14 protein-coding genes, 1 tRNA gene and 1 pseudogene are annotated in these 16,612 nt (G+C 70.0%); 12 read left to right on the top strand and 4 right to left on the bottom strand.

What is annotated here, in order from left to right; translation table 11 throughout:
* Positions 1-13 precede the first annotated feature (13 nt).
* The gene (locus tag OG371_RS41395) at positions 14-1,444 is read left to right on the top strand and encodes an aldehyde dehydrogenase (RefSeq protein WP_329062213.1); all 1,431 of its coding nucleotides are present in this window, start codon (positions 14-16) and stop codon (positions 1,442-1,444) included.
* 21 nt (positions 1,445-1,465) lie between these two features.
* Here the strand turns inward: OG371_RS41395 and OG371_RS41390 are convergent, their stop codons facing one another.
* Positions 1,466-2,251 carry an IS5 family transposase gene (locus OG371_RS41390; protein WP_329062211.1) on the bottom strand — a complete coding sequence of 262 codons (786 nt, stop codon included), beginning with the start codon at positions 2,249-2,251 and terminating at the stop codon, positions 1,466-1,468.
* Between the two features lie 222 nt (positions 2,252-2,473).
* Here OG371_RS41390 and OG371_RS41385 point away from each other — a divergent pair, with 222 nt between their 5' ends.
* Together OG371_RS41385 and OG371_RS41380 are read left to right on the top strand one after the other, a co-directional pair.
* Positions 2,474-3,499 carry an aldo/keto reductase gene (locus OG371_RS41385; RefSeq protein ID WP_329062210.1) on the top strand — a complete coding sequence of 342 codons (1,026 nt, stop codon included), beginning with the start codon at positions 2,474-2,476 and terminating at the stop codon, positions 3,497-3,499.
* Positions 3,500-3,617: 118 nt separating this feature from the next.
* On the top strand, positions 3,618-4,991 hold the full coding sequence (locus tag OG371_RS41380) for an IS1380 family transposase (RefSeq protein WP_329062208.1): 1,374 nt from the start codon (positions 3,618-3,620) through the stop codon (positions 4,989-4,991).
* Positions 4,992-5,231: 240 nt separating this feature from the next.
* Here OG371_RS41380 and OG371_RS47555 read toward each other — a convergent pair.
* Positions 5,232-5,648: pseudogene (locus OG371_RS47555) on the bottom strand (FCD domain-containing protein); the annotation flags it as partial.
* Here OG371_RS47555 and OG371_RS41375 point away from each other — a divergent pair.
* Together OG371_RS41375 and OG371_RS41370 are read left to right on the top strand one after the other, a co-directional pair.
* Positions 5,547-7,316: an FAD-dependent monooxygenase gene (locus tag OG371_RS41375; protein ID WP_329062206.1), complete on the top strand. Its 1,770-nt coding sequence runs from the start codon at positions 5,547-5,549 to the stop codon at positions 7,314-7,316. The pseudogene OG371_RS47555 and the gene OG371_RS41375 overlap by 102 nt on opposite strands.
* 5 nt (positions 7,317-7,321) lie before the next feature.
* Positions 7,322-8,290, top strand: coding sequence for an LLM class flavin-dependent oxidoreductase (locus OG371_RS41370; protein ID WP_329062205.1), 969 nt, complete (start codon positions 7,322-7,324; stop codon positions 8,288-8,290).
* 17 nt (positions 8,291-8,307) lie between these two features.
* On the opposite strand, the gene OG371_RS41365 is transcribed toward OG371_RS41370, so the two are convergent.
* Positions 8,308-8,511: a hypothetical protein gene (locus OG371_RS41365; protein WP_329062203.1), complete on the bottom strand. Its 204-nt coding sequence runs from the start codon at positions 8,509-8,511 to the stop codon at positions 8,308-8,310.
* Positions 8,512-8,571: 60 nt separating this feature from the next.
* On the opposite strand from OG371_RS41365, the gene OG371_RS41360 reads away from it, so the two are divergent.
* The 6 genes from OG371_RS41360 to OG371_RS41335 all read left to right on the top strand — a co-directional run bounded on the left by OG371_RS41360 (position 8,572) and on the right by OG371_RS41335 (position 14,137).
* Entirely contained in the window at positions 8,572-9,483 is a 912-nt protein-coding gene (locus OG371_RS41360) for a PaaX family transcriptional regulator (protein ID WP_329062201.1), read from the top strand.
* Positions 9,480-10,253, top strand: coding sequence for an enoyl-CoA hydratase/isomerase family protein (locus OG371_RS41355; protein ID WP_329062199.1), 774 nt, complete (start codon positions 9,480-9,482; stop codon positions 10,251-10,253). The genes OG371_RS41360 and OG371_RS41355 overlap by 4 nt, the downstream gene beginning before the upstream one ends.
* 246 nt (positions 10,254-10,499) lie before the next feature.
* On the top strand, positions 10,500-11,651 hold the full coding sequence (locus OG371_RS41350) for an alginate lyase family protein (RefSeq protein WP_329062196.1): 1,152 nt from the start codon (positions 10,500-10,502) through the stop codon (positions 11,649-11,651).
* 130 nt (positions 11,652-11,781) lie between these two features.
* Positions 11,782-11,855, top strand: a tRNA-Pro gene (locus tag OG371_RS41345).
* Positions 11,856-11,971: 116 nt separating this feature from the next.
* Entirely contained in the window at positions 11,972-12,361 is a 390-nt protein-coding gene (locus OG371_RS41340; RefSeq protein ID WP_329062195.1) for a VOC family protein, read from the top strand.
* A 138-nt stretch (positions 12,362-12,499) separates the two neighbouring features.
* A complete protein-coding gene (locus tag OG371_RS41335) occupies positions 12,500-14,137 on the top strand; it encodes an ABC-F family ATP-binding cassette domain-containing protein (protein ID WP_329062192.1) in 1,638 nt (545 codons plus the stop codon).
* A gap of 53 nt (positions 14,138-14,190) precedes the next feature.
* On the opposite strand, the gene OG371_RS41330 is transcribed toward OG371_RS41335, so the two are convergent.
* The gene (locus OG371_RS41330) at positions 14,191-15,138 is read right to left on the bottom strand and encodes a methionyl-tRNA formyltransferase (protein ID WP_329062190.1); all 948 of its coding nucleotides are present in this window, start codon (positions 15,136-15,138) and stop codon (positions 14,191-14,193) included.
* Between the two features lie 138 nt (positions 15,139-15,276).
* Here OG371_RS41330 and OG371_RS41325 point away from each other — a divergent pair, with 138 nt between their 5' ends.
* Positions 15,277-16,611: a lysine N(6)-hydroxylase/L-ornithine N(5)-oxygenase family protein gene (locus tag OG371_RS41325; protein ID WP_329062189.1), complete on the top strand. Its 1,335-nt coding sequence runs from the start codon at positions 15,277-15,279 to the stop codon at positions 16,609-16,611.
* The last annotated feature ends 1 nt before the right edge of the window (position 16,612 follow it).

The following is a 16,612-nucleotide window of genomic DNA, read 5'->3' as shown; positions in this document are numbered from 1 at the left end:
AATGAGGGAAACCATGATCACTTACGACAAGCTGTACGTCGGCGGGAAATGGCTCGCTCCGGCCGGTCCCGACGTCATCGAGGTGCGTTCGCCGCACGACCGGTCGCTGGTCGGGACCGCGCCGCACGCCGCTCCCGCCGACGTCGACGCCGCGGTGGCCGCCGCGCGACGGGCGTTCGACGAAGGGCCTTGGCCGCGCATGAGCCCGCAGGATCGGCGTGCGGTGGTGGAGCGGTTCGCCAAGCTGCACGCGGCCCGCGCGGAGGAGTTCGCGGCCTTGGTCACCGCCGAGAACGGCACGCCGCGGTGGTTCACGAATTGGACGTTCCGCTCCGGCCTCCCGGAGCAGACGGACGCGTACCTGCGCGCCGCCGCGGCGCTCGACTGGGAGGAGCAGGTGGGCACAGATTCCCGGACGCTGCTGCGCCGCGAACCGGTCGGCGTGGTGGCCGCCGTGATCCCGTGGAACGCGCCGCACCAGTCGGCGCTGGTCAAGCTGGTGCCCGCGCTGCTCGCCGGTTGCACGGTGATCCTCAAGGCCTCCCCGGAAACGGCGCTGGACGCGCTCGCGCTGGCCGAGGTCTTCGGCGAAGCAGGATTTCCCGAGGGTGTGGTGAGCATCCTGCCCGCGGGCCGCGAGACGAGCGAGCACCTGGTTTCGCACCCGGGCGTCGACAAGATCGCCTTCACCGGGTCCACCGCGGCCGGACGGCGCATCGCCTCGCTGGCGGGGGAGCAGCTCAAGCGGGTCAGCCTGGAGCTGGGCGGCAAGTCCGCCTCGATCGTCCTCGAGGACGCCGACCTGACGGCGGCCGTGGCCGGGCTCCAGGGCCTGTCCCTGGGCAACAACGGCGAAAGCTGCGTCGCCCACACCCGGATCCTCGCCCCGCGCAGCCGGTACGAAGAGGTCGTCGGCGCGCTGAAGTCCATGATGGACGGTCTGAAGGTCGGCGACCCCGCGGACCTGGAGACGTTCATCGGGCCTATGGTCCGCGCCGACCAGCAGCGTCGCGTCCAGGACTACGTCCGGATCGGCCTCGGGGAAGGTGCCCGGCTGGTCACCGGCGGGCCCGAAACGCCGGCCGGTCTCGAAGGCGGTTTCTACGTCAAGCCAACGCTTTTCGCCGACGTCGACAGCAGGATGCGGATCGCCCGCGAGGAGATCTTCGGGCCCGTCCTGGTGGTCATCCCGTTCGACGACGAGGACGAAGCCGTCCGCATCGCCAACGACTCGGAGTACGGCCTCGGCGGCGGTGTGTGGGCGGGAGACCCGGAGCGCGGGCTGGCCGTCGCGCGCCGGATCCGGGCCGGCTGGCTGACCGTCAACGGGGCGCCCGCGACCGGCAACGGCGCCTTCGGCGGCTTCAAGAACAGCGGCATCGGCCGGGAATTCGGGGCCACGGGCCTCAACCAGTACTTCGAGTACCAGACCATCGCCGTCTGAGAGGGCGTCTGAATACTGAGGTCACTGGTCTGCGGTGCGGGCGAGTCGGCGGGACATCGTCATGATCATGGCGATGTAGACCATGGCTTCGTGGTGGTCGGGCAGGGTCTCGTAGTCGCGGACGCAGCGGCGGTGTTTGGTGATCCATCCGAACGTTCGCTCGACGACCCAGCGGCGGGGCAGGACCACGAATCCGGTGATCTTGTCGGTGCGTTTGACGACCTCGACGGTGAGCGACAGTACGGTTTTCGCCCAGCTCAGCAGGCGTCCGGCGTATCCACCGTCGGCCCAGACGTGGGCGATGGTGCTGAAGCGGGCGCGTAGGTCGACCAGCAACCGGTGCGCGCCGTCGCGGTCTTGTATCGACGCGGCAGTCACTACGACGGTGAGTAGCAGGCCCAGGGTGTCAGTGGCGATGTGCCGCTTGCGGCCCTTGGTCTTCTTCCCGGCGTCGTAGCCGGCGCTGGCTGTTGCCACGGTGTCGGCGCCGCGCACGGTCTGGGAGTCGATGATCGCGGCGGTGGGCAGCGGGTCACGTCCGGCGCGGAGGCGAACCAGATCACGTAGTGCGTCGTGAACTTGGTGCCACACACCGGTTTTGGACCATCGGCGGAAGATGTCGTAGACGGTCATCGCGGGCGGGAAGTCGCTGGGCATCTGTCGCCAGGCGATCCCGCCGCGGGCCACGTAGAAGATGGCGTCCAGCACGATACGGCGTGGATGCTTCTCCGGTCGACCACCCTTGCCGGCGGTGTTACCCGCAGGTGGCAGCAACGACGCGATGAGTGCCCACTGAGAGTCAGACATCGACGAGGACGGGTAGAACGGACACGGCACCGGTGCGGTCAGCGGCCCACCATGGGCTGGGCATGACAAACATCGGCAGGTAGGCGACACTGACACGCGAGCTCCTGGCGGACCGGTTGGCGTAGAGAACCACCAGTCCTACCGGGAGCTCGCCCCATTCCCGAGCACTACACGCAGACACCCACCGAAGTTCTCAGACGCCCTCTGAGACAGGGAGCATTGATGACGAACAGCGCAGCCGTGCAGCACGAAGAAACGGCCACGGTCCCGCTGGGGGATTCCGGCCTGCGGGTGCGGCCCATCGGCCTCGGCTGCATGGGGATGTCCCAGTTCTACGGCGAGGCCGACCGCGCCGAGTCGATCGCGACCATCCGCGCGGCGATCGACCTCGGCGTCGATTTCTTCGACACCGCCGACGTGTACGGCGCGGCCACGCCGGTGGCGGGCCAGCCGAACCGCGGGTTCGGGCACAACGAGCGGCTGCTCGGCGAGGCCGTCCGGAGCCGGCGCGACGAGGTGGTGATCGGCACCAAGTTCTCCGCCAGGCCAGGCGAAAGCGGGAGCACCTTCGACGGCAGCCCGGAGTACGTCCGCGCCGCCTGCGACGCGAACCTGGCCCGGCTCGGCACCGACCGGATCGACGTCTACTACTACCACCGGCTCGACCCGGGCGTGCCCGTCGAGGAGACCGCGGGGGCCATGGCCGAGCTCGTCACGGCGGGCAAGGTCCGGGCGCTCGGGCTGAGCCACCTGCCCGCGGACCTCGTCCGCCGGGCCGCCGCGGTGGCCCCGATTTCCGTGCTGCAGAGCGAATACTCGCTGTGGGAGCGGGCGATCGAGGCCGAGGTCCTGCCCGCGTGCCGTCGGCTGGGCATCACGCTCGTGCCGTACAGCCCGCTCGGCCGCGCGATGCTGACCGGCACGATCGGCCGTGACGCGACGTTCAGCGACACCGATTTCCGTTCCACCGTGCCGAAATTCCAGGGTGACAACCTCGCGCACAACCTCCGGCCGGTCGAGGCGCTGCGGGCGTTCAGTGAACAGCGCGGGTGCACGCCCGGCCAAGTCGCGCTCGCCTGGCTGCTGGCCCAGCCGATGGACGTCGCCCCGATCCCGGGCACAAAACGCATCGCGTACGTCCGGGAGAACCTCGGCGCGACGGCGGTCCCGCTCAGCGCGGACGACGTCGCCGCGCTCAACGTGCTCTTCGCGCCGTCCGCGATCAGGGGCGCGCAGTACGGCTCTTAGCCTGGGTCTTTCGCGCAGTGTGATGTAAATCAGGGTTTGAAATGGAGGAAGTGCCTGTCTTGTAAGGGAAAATGGTGTTTGCGAAGACATCAGGTTCCACGAGCAGGAAGGCACTCCCTTGGTGCAGGATAGCAAGCAGTCGCGGGTCGAGGTCACCGCGGACGGTGCGGGTCTGGTGTCTCGGGCCGGGGTGGCGCTGCTGCGGGAGCTGACGATCAACACCGGTCTGGGAACCGGCTGGTCGGAAGCGCTTCTCGACACCTACGACGGGATGCCGGTCCATCTTCCGGGGCGGGTGCTGGCTGATCTGTCGGTGATGATCGCCGACGGCGGTGACGCACTCGCGCATCTGGCGACGCTGCGGGACCAGGACAAATTGTTCGGGCCGGTGGCCAGCGATGCCACCGCGTGGCGGGTCCTGGACCGGGTCGACGAGGAACACCTCACCCGGCTGCGCGCGGTCCGCGCGAGCGCGCGGGAACGGGCCTGGGCCGCCGGAGCCGGTCCCGATATCGAGGACGGGTTGGTGATCGACATCGACGCGATGATCACCATCGCGCACAGCGAGAAAGAGAACGCGGCGAAAACCTGGAAGAAGACGTTTGGGTTCCACCCGCTGCTGGCCTACCTGGACCGCCCCGACGTTGCCGGTGGGGAAGCGCTGGCCGGGATCCTGCGGCCCGGCCGGGCCGGGTCGAACACCGCCGCTGACCATATCGAGATCCTCACCATGGCCCTGGCCGCGCTGCCCGCTCACGCCCGGCCCATCCCCGATGATCCCGAGACGCCCCGCGTGGTGGTGCGGACCGACGCCGCCGGCGCGACCCACGCCTTCGCCGCTGCCGTGCGCGCCGCGGGATGCGGCTTCTCCCTCGGGTTCTCAATCGCCGCCGAGGTCCAGGCCGCGGTCCTCGTCATTCCCGCCGACGCGTGGGTCCCGGCCTACGACCTCGACGGCCGGCCACGCAAGGGGGCATGGGTCGCCGAGATCACCGACATGCTCGACCTGACGACATGGCCAACTGGTGCACGGGTCATCATCCGCCGGGAACGACCACACCCCGGTGCTCAGCTACGGTTCACCGACACCGACGGGCACCGGTTCACCGCGTTCATCACCGACACCACCGGCGGGCAACTCGCCGACCTCGAAACCCACCACCGATCCCACGCCCGCGTCGAAGACCGCATCCGCTGCGGCAAAGCCACCGGCCTGCGCAACCTGCCCTGCCGCGGCTACGCCGAGAACAAAGCCTGGCTGGAACTGGCCCTGACCGCCGCGGACCTGCTCACCTGGGCCCAGACGCTGTGCTTCACCGATGACCTGGCCCGCTGCGAACCCGCGACGTTCCGCTACAAGATCTGCGCGGTCGCGGCGAAACTCACCCGCACCGCCCGCAAGCACAGCATGCACCTCGACCGCGACTGGCCCTGGGCCGAACACCTCGCGGACGCCTTCACCCGGCTGCGCGCAGCGCCCTGGCCTGACTGACTCCGCACCCATCACCCCGACAACCAAGGACCCCCGGACCCCGCCCGCCGATGCGACAACCGGCTCGCAACCATGCCCACACCACCGCTTCCGACCAAATTTAGGCCACCACAGAAACATCCACCGAACCCCACAACCCCATGAAAGATCGAGGTTAGACTCCGGGCGGTTGTGCAGCTGGTCGACGCCGTGCTCCCGGGCGTAGGCGATCAGCTGGTGGGGTGCTCGTTCGATGTGGGCGGTCAGGAGCTCGACCGCGGAATCCTGATCCCGCGCGATGGCGAGGTCCTTGAGCCGGCGGTGCTCGTCCGGGATGTCGCGGTGGTGGTCGTCGGTGAGCACCCAGTACCAGCGGCGGTACAGCTCGGCGCTGTCGCGCAAGGCGTTCGCGACCCCTTCCAGCCGCGCGTTCCCGCAGCCGGCCAGGAGCGCGCGGTGGAAGTCGCGGTGCCGGACCGACCATTCCTCGTTGAAGCTGCCGTCCTCGGCCGAGACCGGGGTGCGCTCCAGGAGGTGGGATGGGGCTTCCGCGGTGCCGGATCTCCAGGAGGAACGATGCCGAATCGCCGCTCTGCACCGGAAGCCGACGTCGAGGTGCCGGTCCTCGTGGTGGGGGCCGGCCCGGCGGGCCTGGCGCTGTCGCTTTCGCTGCGCCACTACGGAATCGACCACCTGCTCGTCGAGCGTCACCCGGGCACGGCGCACACACCCCGCGCGCACATCGTCAATCAGCGCACGGTGGAGATCCTGCGGCACCTCGGCGTCAGCGAGCGGTTCCACGCCGCCGCCACCCCGCAGCGGATGATGCGCAACAACCTCTGGGTGACCACGCTGGCCGGCCGGGAGGTGGCCCGGTCGGAGGCCTGGGGGACCGGCGCGGACCGGCTCGGCGAGTACCTGGCCTCGAGCCCCGAGCCGATGGCGAACTGCCCGCAGACCGTGCTCGAGCCGCTGCTGCTGGAGGCGGCTCGGGAAGCCGGCGCCGACATCCGGTTCGAGACCGAGTTCCTCGAACTGGAGCAGGATGCGGACGGGGTCACCAGCACGGTCCGGGACCGCCGGACGGACGCGGTCACCACTGTCCGCTCGCAGTACGTCGTCGGGGCCGACGGTGCCCGCAGCCGGGTGCTGGCGCAGGCGGGGCTGGAGGTCGAGGGGCAGGCCGATCTCGCCCGCGCCGTGAACGTCTGGTTCCGGGCCGACCTCACGCGATACCTCGCGCATCGCCCGGGAGTGCTGACCTGGAACGTGATGCCGGGACCGCTGCCGCCGCTGCGGCTGGGCACGCTGATCTGCCACAAGCCGTTCACCGAGTTCGTGCTGGCGTTCCTGTACGACCCCGCGGTGACCGTGCTGGAAGAGCTGTCGGCGGCCGAGCTGCGGGCCCGCATCGACGCCGTGGTGGGGGAGCCGGTCGAGGCCGAGATCCTCGGCGTGGCCGGCTGGCAGGTGAACGCCCAGGTGGCCCCGCGGTACCAGCAAGGCCGGGTGTTCTGCATGGGGGACGCGGTGCACCGGCACCCGCCGACCAACGGGCTCGGGCTGAACATGTCGGTCGCGGACGCGGACAACCTCGCCTGGAAACTCGCGCTGAGCCTCGGCGGGCACGCTGGGCCGGCTCTGCTCGAGAGCTACAGCGAGGAGCGCCAGCCGGTGGGAGCGGCCGGCGTCCGGCGGGCGATCACCAGCCTGCACGAGGGTGCGGCCGTCGACGCGGCACTCGGCTTCGAACCGGGACAGTCCACTGAGGACGGCTGGAAGGAGCTGGAGGTGCTGTACGAGCCCGGGATCGCGGGCGACGAACGTCGCGCGGCCCTGCGCGCCGCCGTCGAGCTGAGCAACTACCAGTTCAACGCCCACGGGGTCGAGCTGGGCTACCGGTACGAAAGCGGGGTGCTGGCCGACGACGGCGTCGAATCGGCGTCCGAGGCGGATCCGCAGCTGTTCTACCGGCCCAGCTCCCGGCCGGGGACCCGGGTGCCGCACGCCCTGCTCGAGCGCGACGGCGAGGCACTGTCCACACTGGACTTGGTCGACGGCCTGGGTTTCGCGCTGCTGACCGGATGCGGTGGGGAGCAGTGGGCCGCCGCCGCGGCGGCAGTGTCCGAAGAGGCCGGTGTGCGGGTCGACGTGCACGTCATCGGCGGGCCGGGCGGCCTGCTCGACCCGTACGGCGAATGGTCCGCCCGCCGGGAGGTCGAGACGACCGGGTGTGTGCTGGTCCGGCCGGACCGGCACGTGGCCTGGCGCGCCCGCCGGATCGAGGAGGGCAGCACGGCCGAGTTGCTGGCCGCCGTGCGCCAGGCCGTGGGCCGGCAACGATGAGCGAAATGGCCAAGACGAGCGCGCTGATTCCCACCACCGGGGACTTCGCCACGATCGCCCGGCACGCGCGGCTCGCCGACGAGCTGGGTTACGAGTCGATCAACTGCTCGCACATCTCGGCGCGGGACTCGTTCACCACGCTCGCCGCGCTGTCCACCGTCGCCCCGCGCGTCCGCCTCGGCACGGCCGTCGCGCCGATCTACCACCGTTCGCCGGCGTCGATGGCGCAGACCGCCGCCACACTGGACGACCTGTCGGGCGGCCGTTTCCGGCTCGGCCTCGGCAGCGGGCACCGCGTGACGATGGCGGCCTGGCACGGCCAGGAGATCGGGAACCCGCTGGCGGAAATGCGCGAGTACGTGTCCGTGGTGCGGTCCCTGCTGGCCGGCCACCCGGCGCCCGACGGCGCCCGGTGGCGCTCGCAGTTCGCGTTCGCGGGATTCTCGCCGCGGCCCGGCATCCCGATCTACCTGGCCGGGCTGTCACGCAAGATGATCCGGCTCGCGGGCGAGATCGCCGACGGGATCGTGCTGTGGGCCTGCCCGTCTTCCTACGTCCGCGACGTCGTGGTGCCGGAAATCGCCGAGGCGCGCCGTGCCGCCGGGAAGGATCTCGCGGGCTTCGACATCGTGGCCGCAATCCCCACCGCCGCAACCGACGATGTGGCCCACGCCCACGCCGGAATCCGCGCCGAACTCCACCGCTACTTCGGATTGCCCTTCTACCGCGCCATGTTCGCGACAGCCGGCTACACCCCCGACATCACCGCCTACGACGCCGCCACCGGCGACGAGCCCCGCCAAATGTCCGCCATCAGCGACGCCTTCATCGACGACCTGTGCGCCATCGGCGAGCAGCCCGCGGTAGTCAAGTCCCTGGACCGCTACCGGACCGCCGGAGCGACCAACCTGATGGTGACCAACATCCGCGGCACCGACTTCGAACCCGCGTTGCACGCCGCGGCCCGGGCCTGACGCCGCTCGGGAGAAATTCAGAGCAGCGCGAGGATGTCGTCGGTGGTCCCGGTTTCGCTGGTGAAGGATTCGGCCGGCACGTCGGCGACCCGGTCGACCAGGGCGCCGCGACCCGAGCTGATCGTGGACGGCCCGAGCGGTCCAGCCGCGACAGCGCTGTCAGCTGGGGCACGCCCCAGACCCGACCCTGCCGTGTGTGTGTCGAGTGTCGTCACGGTCACTCGGAGTGGGTACCCTGGGCGGGTTGTCGATCCTAGGGAGCAGTGAGGTCGGTGAAACTCATGGCGGAACCCGCCACCCCGGTCGCGTTCGGCCAGCGGGCGAAGCCGCGGGACCCCCGCGCCGCGGCGCCACGGCCGACGGTCAGCAGGAGGCGCGAGGTCAGCCACGCGAGCGCCCGCTCCCTGCTGATGACGGTCCTCGGCGAGTACGTGCTGCCGCGGGACCGGCCGGTGTGGACCTCCATGCTCGTCGACGTGCTGGGCGTGCTCGACGTCGAGGAGAAGTCGGCGCGCCAAGCGCTCGCGCGCTCCTCGGCCGAAGGGTGGCTGGTGTCCGAGCGCGTCGGGCGGCGCGTGCGCTGGTCGCTCACCCCGCCCGGGCGGCGGCTGCTCACCGAGGGCGCCGAGCGGATCTACGAGTTCGGCCGCGCCGGCCTGAGCTGGGACGGCCGGTGGCTGATGCTGATCGTCTCGGTGCCGGAGGCCAAGCGCGACCTGCGCCACCGCCTGCGCACCCGGCTGACCTGGGCGGGCTTCGGCTCGCCGGTGGCCGGCGTCTGGGTCAGCCCGGACCCGAGCCGGCAGCGCGAGGCCCAGCAGATCGTCTCCGAGCTGGGGCTCGACGCGCAGGCCATGTCGTTCACCGCGGCGTACGGCGAGGTCGGGGAGCAGGAGAGCATGGTCGCCCGCTCGTGGGACCTGTCCGAGCTGACCGACCGCTACGAGGACTTCATCGACCGGTTCACCGGCCTGCAGCCCGCCGGCGGCCGACCGGCGCTGCGCGCGCAGACCGAACTGGTGCACGAGTGGCGCCGCTTCCCGTTCCTCGACCCGCGGCTGCCCGCCGAGCTGCTGCCGGCCGAGTGGAGCGGGGCGAAGGCCGCGGAACTGTTCCACCGCAAGCACGTCGACTGGCGGCCGGAGGCGCAGCGGCACTGGGACGAGTTGCTCCAGAAGGAGGAGAAGGCATGACCCGCCTGGACCGGGACGAGCACGGCCTGGCCGTGCTGACCATCGACGCGCCCCCGCTCAACCTGTACACCACCGAGCTGCAGAACGACCTCCTCACGGCGATCGCCGCGCTGGAAGCCGAGCCCGCGCGGGCGCTGCTGATCCGCGCCGAGGGCAAGATCGTGAGCGGTGGCGTCGACGTCTCCCTCTTCGACGCTCAGGGCTCGGCCGCCGAGGCGAAGGTCTTCTTCGACCGGCTGCTCACCGTCCCGGAACGCCTCGCCGCACTGCCGTTCCCGACGGTGTTCGCCGCACACGGCCTGTGCCTGACCTGGGCGTTCGAGGTCGCGGTGGCCTGCGACCTGCTGCTCGCGGCGTCGCGCGCGAGGTTCGGGCTGGTGGAGAAGGTGGTCGGGCTGACCCCGACGATGGGCGGGACCCAGCGCCTCGCCGCGCGGGCGGGGGTCGCACGCGCCAAGGAGTTCGTCTACACCGGCGACACCTACGACGCGACCACGCTCGAACGCTGGAACGTGGTCAACCGCGTGCTCCCGGACGACGGCTTCGACGCCGCGGCACGGAAGTTCGCCGCGGACCTGGCAGCGGGGCCGACGCAGGCCCACGCGGCCACCAAGCGCGTGCTCGCGCACTTCGAGCACGGCGGCGTGCCGGAGGCGAACGCCCACGTCACGTCCATCGCCGCCGGGCTCTTCGACACGGCCGACCTGCGCGGCGCGGTGAAGTCGTTCCTCGCCGACGGCCCCGGGAAGGCGACGTTCACCGGCCGCTGAGGCTCCTTGAATTGTTCAGCCCGCTGAATGGAAATAGCCCTCCGTTCAGCGGGCTGAATTTATGCGGGAACTGTTCCTTCGGAACGCGAAGAAAGTTTTTGCCCGGTCTTGACGACTCTGGTCTGGACCATGAAACTAGGACACAGCGCTCACCAGTGATGCAGATCACTATCCCTCCGCCCCCCACCGAGGAGAGCCATGTCCGCACGAGGTTCCCGGGTGAGGAAACTCCTCACCCTCACGGCAATGCTGCCAGTCCTGCTGGGACTGGCGGCCACTCCGGCACCGGCCACGCCCACCCCGGCCGCACCTGCGGCTTTCACGCACCCCGGGGTGCTGGTCAGCCGCGCACAACTGGATTTCGTCCGCACGAAGGTCAATTCCGGCGCCCAGCCGTGGAAGAGCGCGTACGACCAGATGATGGGCAGTTCGTACGCCTCCCTTTCCCGTACCGCGAAACCGCGTTCGGTCGTCGAATGCGGCCCTTATTCGAATCCGAATCTCGGTTGTACCGATGAGCGGGAAGACGCGATCGCCGCGTATACCGACGCCCTCGCCTGGTATCTGACGCAGGACGACCGTTACGCCAAGAAGGCGATCGAGCTGATGGACGCGTGGTCGGCGACGATCACCAATCACACCAACAGCAACGCGCCGCTGCAGACCGGCTGGGCGGGCTCGTCGTGGTCGCGGGCGGCCGAGCTGATCAAGTCGACGTACACCAGCTGGCCCAACGCCGGCCGCTTCGCGACGATGCTGCGCAACGTCTACCTGTCGAAGATCATCGGCGGCAGCAACAGCAACGGGAACTGGGAGCTGGTGATGATGGAGGCCGCCGTCGGCATCTCCGTCTTCCTCGACGACCAGTCCAGCTACGACTCGGCGATGGCCCGCTACCGCAACCGCGTGGCCGCGTACGTCTATCTGTCCAGCGACGGTTCCCTGCCCAAGACGGTGCCCGGCAGCGGCTTGAACACGCGCGACCAGATCGTCAGCTACTGGCAGGGCCAGGGCACCTTCATGACCGGCCTGACCCAGGAAACCTGCCGCGACTTCGTCCACACCGGCTACGGCATCGCCTCGATCGCCGACGTCGCGGAAACCTCCCGCATCCAGGGCCAGGACCTGTACGGCACTGATGTCGGCGAACGGCTTCGCCAGGCCCTGGGCTTCCAGTCGAAGTACCAGCTGGGCGCCGCCGTCCCGAGCAACCTGTGCGGCGGCAAGCTCACCCTGGGCCTCGGCCCGGTCACCGAGGTGGGCTTCAACGCCCTGAACACCCGCCTCGGCATCGCCATGGCCAACACCCAGACCCTGACCGAGCAGCAACGCCCGGCGGGCACCAACAACCTGTTCGTGGAATGGCAGACCCTCACCCACGCCTCGAACCCCAACTGACGGCCCGGCCCGCTCCGGTTCCTGGCGCCGGAGCGGGTTTCCGCAGGTCAGCGTTCTAAGGTGACCTGCATGTACTGCCCTGATCGCGACCCGCTAAAGTAATCACATCGCACTCCATGGAGTACGGGTCCGGGCTGTGGCGCAGTTTGGTAGCGCACTTGACTGGGGGTCAAGGGGTCGCAGGTTCAAATCCTGTCAGCCCGACCGGACAGGCCACGTTCACGCAGGTGAACGTGGCTTTTTTGTTTCCCTGGATAACCCGGAGACGGCCGCGTCCCCGAGGCGGTGCGCGGCTCGCCGGTTCTTGGCAGACTTCGGCGATGCGAATCAAACACCAGGTCGTCGCCTTTGACGCGGCCGATATGGCCGCGGAGAGCCGTTTCTGGGCGGGAGTGCTGGACGGCGAGGTGGACGAGGACGACGAGTGGCACATGGTCACCGTGGCCGGGGCGCCCCGGATCGGCGTGCAGCTCGCGCCGGATCATGTGCCGCCGGAGTGGCCCGATGGGCCGACCCGGCAACAGGTGCACCTCGATCTGTGGGTCGAGGACTTCGCCGAAGCGCACGAGCAGGTGATGTCGCACGGCGCTACCGTGCTGAAGCCTGCCGAGGGAAGCACATCAGGGGAAGACTTCCAGGTGTACGCCGATCCGGCCGGGCACCCGTTCTGCCTGTGCTGGCTGGTCGCCCTGCGACCGGAAACGACCTGACGCGGGCGGCATTCGTCTGTTCAGCAGCCCCGGGCGGCGAGCGCGACGACCAGCACGCACGCCACAACCATGGCCAGCGCTGATGAAGTGCCCGCGATCGATTCGGTGGAACCGGGCACCCGTAGACTCGGGCCTCAAATGAGCGCAACGATCGTCGCGAAGGACCTGGCTGCCGGCCATGGTGACCGCACTTTGTTTTCCGGCCTCGACCTGGTTGTCGCCCCTGGCGACGTGGTGGGGCTCGTCGGGGTGAACGGCGCCGGGAAGTCGACCCTGCTGCGCACGCTCGCCGGGCTGGAGCGGCCGGAGTCGGGCGCGGTGCGGCTGAACCCGCCGACGGCCACCGTCGGCCATCTGCCACAGGAGCCGGAGCGTCGGCCGGGGGAGTCGGTTCGCGAGTTTCTGGCGCGCCGCACCGGGGTTTCCGCCGCGCAGGCCGAGCTGGACGCCGCGACCGAAGCGCTCACCGCGGGCGAAGACGGCGCCGACGACAGCTACGCCACGGCGCTGGACCGCTGGCTCGCCCTCGGCGGCGCCGACCTCGACGAGCGCGCGGGTGAAGTTGCCGCGGACCTCGGCTTGGCCGTCGACCTGGATCAGCCGATGGTGTCGTTGTCCGGCGGGCAGGCCGCGCGCGCCGGGCTGGCCTCGTTGCTGCTGAGCCGGTACGACGTGTTCCTGCTCGACGAGCCGACCAACGACCTGGACCTCGACGGCCTCGCCCGGCTCGAGCGGTTCGTCACCGGCCTGCGCGCGGCGACCGTGCTGGTCAGCCACGACCGCGAGTTCCTGGCGCGCACTGTGGACCGGGTGGTCGAGCTGGACCTGGCGCAGCAGCAGGTCCGCGCGTACGGCGGCGGGTACGAGTCGTACCTCGAGGAGCGCGAGGTGGCGCGGCGGCACGCGCGCGAGGACTACGAGGAGTACGCCAGCACCCGCTCCGCGCTGGAGGCCCGCGCGGGCATGCAGCGCGCGTGGATGGAGAAGGGCGTCAAGAACGCGCGGCGCAAGGCGCCTGACAACGACAAGGTCGGGCGCAAGTTCCGCAGTGAGGCCACGGAAAAGCAGGCGTCGAAGGCCCGTCAGACCGACCGGATGATCGAGCGGCTGGACGTGGTGGAGGAGCCCCGCAAGGAGTGGGAGCTGCGGATGGAGATCGCCGCGGCCCCGCGCGCCGGGGCGGTGGTGGCCACGCTGCGCGGCGCCGTCGTCCGGCGCGACGGCTTCACCCTCGGCCCGGTCGACCTCCAGGTGGACTGGGCGGACAAGGTCGCCATCACCGGCGCGAACGGCGCGGGCAAGTCGACGCTGCTGGCCGCGCTGCTCGGCCGGCTGCCGCTGGACGAGGGCAGCGCGGCGCTCGGCCCGGGCGTCGTGGTCGGCGAGGTCGACCAGGCACGGCGGCTCTTCCTCGGCGACGAACCGCTTTCGGACGCCTTCGCCCGCGAAGTCCCTTCGCTGCCCGACGCGGAAGTCCGGACCCTGCTGGCGAAGTTCGGCCTGAAGGCGGCGCACGTGCTGCGCTCCGCGGAGACGCTCTCGCCGGGTGAGCGCACGCGCGCCGCCCTGGCCTTGCTGCAGGCCCGCGGCGTCAACCTGCTGGTGCTCGACGAGCCGACCAACCACCTGGACCTGCCCGCGATCGAGCAGCTGGAGTCCGCTTTGGACCGTTACCCGGGCACCCTGCTCCTGGTGACGCACGACCGCCGCATGCTCGACGCCGTCGCGGTCACCCGCCGCCTCGAAGTGGACGGTGGCAAGGTGACCGAGGCCTGAAGCCTCGTGAGTGTCTATGACGGTTCTAACCGTCATGAACACTCACGAGCGGTTCAGGGACGGTCGGTGAGGTACCCGCCCATCGTCGTGAAGTAGTCGGCTGCGGCGAGTTCCGTGCCGTCGGCAGTGCGGACGCGTTCGACGAGCAGGCCGGGGGAGTGGCCGCGCCGGGCTTCGGGGCCGGCGACGATCACCACGCCGTCGCCCTCCTTGATGAAGATCCGGCCCGGCGTGCCGCCGTAGTGGCCGGCCGAGACCGAGGCGGCGGCGATCCGCAGCTGGTCGCCGCGGTGGTAGGCGAACGCGTTGGGGTACGGGTCGGATTGGGCGCGCACCAGGCGTTCGATGTCCTCCGCCGGCCAGGTCCAGTCGATCAGGCTGTCGCGGGGAGCGCGCTTGTGGAAGAAGCTCGCCTTCGAACGGTCCTGGGCGATCGGGACCACGTTGCCCGTCTCGATCAGTGAGATGGCCTCGGTGGTGATCGGCGCGATCAGGTCCACGGTGCGGTGGAACAGATCCGTGGTCGTGTCCTTCGGGCCGACCGGCACCGCGCGCTGCACGACGATGTCGCCCGCGTCCAGTTCGGCGTTCATCATGTGGGCGGTCACGCCGACCTCGGGCTCGCCGTTGATCAGCGCCCAGATGAGCGGCGAGAAGCCGGCGTACGCGGGTAGCAGCGAGTCGTGCACGTTCAGGGTGCCGTGCCGGGGCAGGGCGAAGATCTCCGGCGGCAGCCAGGTCCGCCAGTTGTTCGCCACGATCAGGTCCAGGTCGGCCGCCTTCAGCTCGGCCAGCAGCTCGGGGTCGTCCGGCCTGGTGCGCAGCAGCGCGCGGATGCCGTTCGCCTCGGCCAGGTCGGCGACGGAGTCGGACCAGATCTTCTCGTAGGCGTGCTCGCTCTTCGGGTGCGTGACGACGAGGGCGACCTCGTGGCCCGCGTCGATCAGCGCTCGCAGGGTGCGGTGCCCCCAGGTCTGGTAGCCGAACATGGCCACGCGCATCGGCTGTGCCCTTTCATCGTCGAGGGATGAACATCACCCACAAGGTACTAGCTGAGCCTCACCTAAGTTAGGTTAGGGTTTCCTCGTCTTTTCGTCGTCGAGAACCGAGATGCGGCAGTGCCGCGCTAGGGGACTTTCATGTCACGAGCAGTGGTCGGTGGCCAGGTGCCGGTTTACGACGTGGCCGGGGTGGGCTTCGGCCCGTCGAACCTGGCCCTCGCGATCGCCCTGACCGAGCACAACGCGAGTGGCGCGGACACCGTGACCGCGCACTTCCTGGAGCGCCAGAACGGGTTCGGCTGGCACCGCGGGATGCTGATCGACAACGCGACCATGCAGGTGTCCTTCCTCAAGGACCTGGCGACGATGCGGAACCCGACCAGCGAGTTCAGCTTCCTGAACTACCTGCACGCCAAGGACCGGCTGGTCGACTTCATCAACCACAAGAACCTGTTCCCGCTGCGCATCGAGTTCCACGACTACTTCGAGTGGGCCGCGGCGAAGGTGGACGACCTGGTGTCGTACGGCACCGAGGTGCTGTCGGTGAAGCCGGTGCTCGAAGGCGACGAGGTCGTCTACTTCGACGTGGTCGCCCGCTCCGGCGGCGAGACGACGGAGCTGCGCGCGCGGAACCTGGTGCTGGGCACCGGCCTGCGGCCGAACCTGCCCGCGGGGATCACCGCGGGTGAGCGGATCTGGCACAACAGCGGGCTGCTGCACCGGGTCGCGGAGCTGCGCGAGGCCGACCCCCGCCGGTTCGTGGTGGTCGGCGCCGGGCAGAGCGCGGCCGAGGTCGCGGCGCTGCTGCACGACGAGTTCCCGCGCGCCGAGGTGTGCGCGGTCTTCTCGCGGTACGGCTACAGCCCGGCCGACGACAGCTCGTTCGCCAACCGGATCTTCGATCCCGAGGCGGTGGACCAGTTCTACGCCGCGAGCGAGCCGGTCAAGGAGCGCCTGATGCGCTACCACGGCGCCACCAACTACTCCGCGGTCGACCTCGAGCTGATCGACGAGCTGTACCGGCGCGTCTACCGCGAGAAGGTGCAGGGCGTCGAACGGCTGCGGCTGCTCAACGTCTCGCGCCCGGTGGAGGTGACCGACCACGGCACGCACGTGCGCGCGACGGTCGAGTCGCTGACCACCGGCGAGCGCACGGAGCTGGACGCCGACGCCGTTGTGTACGCCACGGGTTACCTGCCTGCCGACCCGACGCCGTTGCTCGGGGATCTGGCGGGTTCGTGCCTGCGGGACGGTGCGGGGCGGTTGCGGGTGGAGCGCGATTACCGCATCACTACGGATGCCGTGGTGCGCGGCGGGTTGTACCTGCAAGGTGGGACTGAGCACACGCACGGGATCACGTCTTCGCTGTTGTCGAACACGGCGGTGCGGGTGGGGGAGATTCTCGGGTCCATTGTGGACCGACGGGCGGCGGTGGTCGAACGGCCCGAGTACGCGGTGAGTGGCACCCGCTGAC

The sequence above is a fragment of the Amycolatopsis sp. NBC_01480 genome, assembly GCF_036227205.1.
Classification (GTDB): domain Bacteria; phylum Actinomycetota; class Actinomycetes; order Mycobacteriales; family Pseudonocardiaceae; genus Amycolatopsis.
The sequence above is the reverse complement of the archived record's forward strand: the minus strand, read 5'-3'. Positions and strand labels throughout refer to the sequence as shown.

Excerpts from the sequence above, each read along its gene's own strand:
- OG371_RS41330 (WP_329062190.1), bottom strand. The coding sequence starts at position 15,138 with ATGCGCGTGGCCATGTTCGGCTACCAGACCTGGGGGCACCGCACCCTG.
- OG371_RS41385 (WP_329062210.1), top strand. The coding sequence starts at position 2,474 with ATGACGAACAGCGCAGCCGTGCAGCACGAAGAAACGGCCACGGTCCCG.
- OG371_RS41360 (WP_329062201.1), top strand. The coding sequence starts at position 8,572 with ATGGCGGAACCCGCCACCCCGGTCGCGTTCGGCCAGCGGGCGAAGCCG.
- OG371_RS41395 (WP_329062213.1), top strand. The coding sequence starts at position 14 with ATGATCACTTACGACAAGCTGTACGTCGGCGGGAAATGGCTCGCTCCG.
- OG371_RS41355 (WP_329062199.1), top strand. The coding sequence starts at position 9,480 with ATGACCCGCCTGGACCGGGACGAGCACGGCCTGGCCGTGCTGACCATC.
- OG371_RS41375 (WP_329062206.1), top strand. The coding sequence starts at position 5,547 with ATGCCGAATCGCCGCTCTGCACCGGAAGCCGACGTCGAGGTGCCGGTC.
- OG371_RS41390 (WP_329062211.1), bottom strand. The coding sequence starts at position 2,251 with ATGTCTGACTCTCAGTGGGCACTCATCGCGTCGTTGCTGCCACCTGCG.
- OG371_RS41340 (WP_329062195.1), top strand. The coding sequence starts at position 11,972 with ATGCGAATCAAACACCAGGTCGTCGCCTTTGACGCGGCCGATATGGCC.
- OG371_RS41370 (WP_329062205.1), top strand. The coding sequence starts at position 7,322 with ATGGCCAAGACGAGCGCGCTGATTCCCACCACCGGGGACTTCGCCACG.
- OG371_RS41335 (WP_329062192.1), top strand. The coding sequence starts at position 12,500 with ATGAGCGCAACGATCGTCGCGAAGGACCTGGCTGCCGGCCATGGTGAC.
- OG371_RS41325 (WP_329062189.1), top strand. The coding sequence starts at position 15,277 with ATGTCACGAGCAGTGGTCGGTGGCCAGGTGCCGGTTTACGACGTGGCC.
- OG371_RS41350 (WP_329062196.1), top strand. The coding sequence starts at position 10,500 with ATGCTGCCAGTCCTGCTGGGACTGGCGGCCACTCCGGCACCGGCCACG.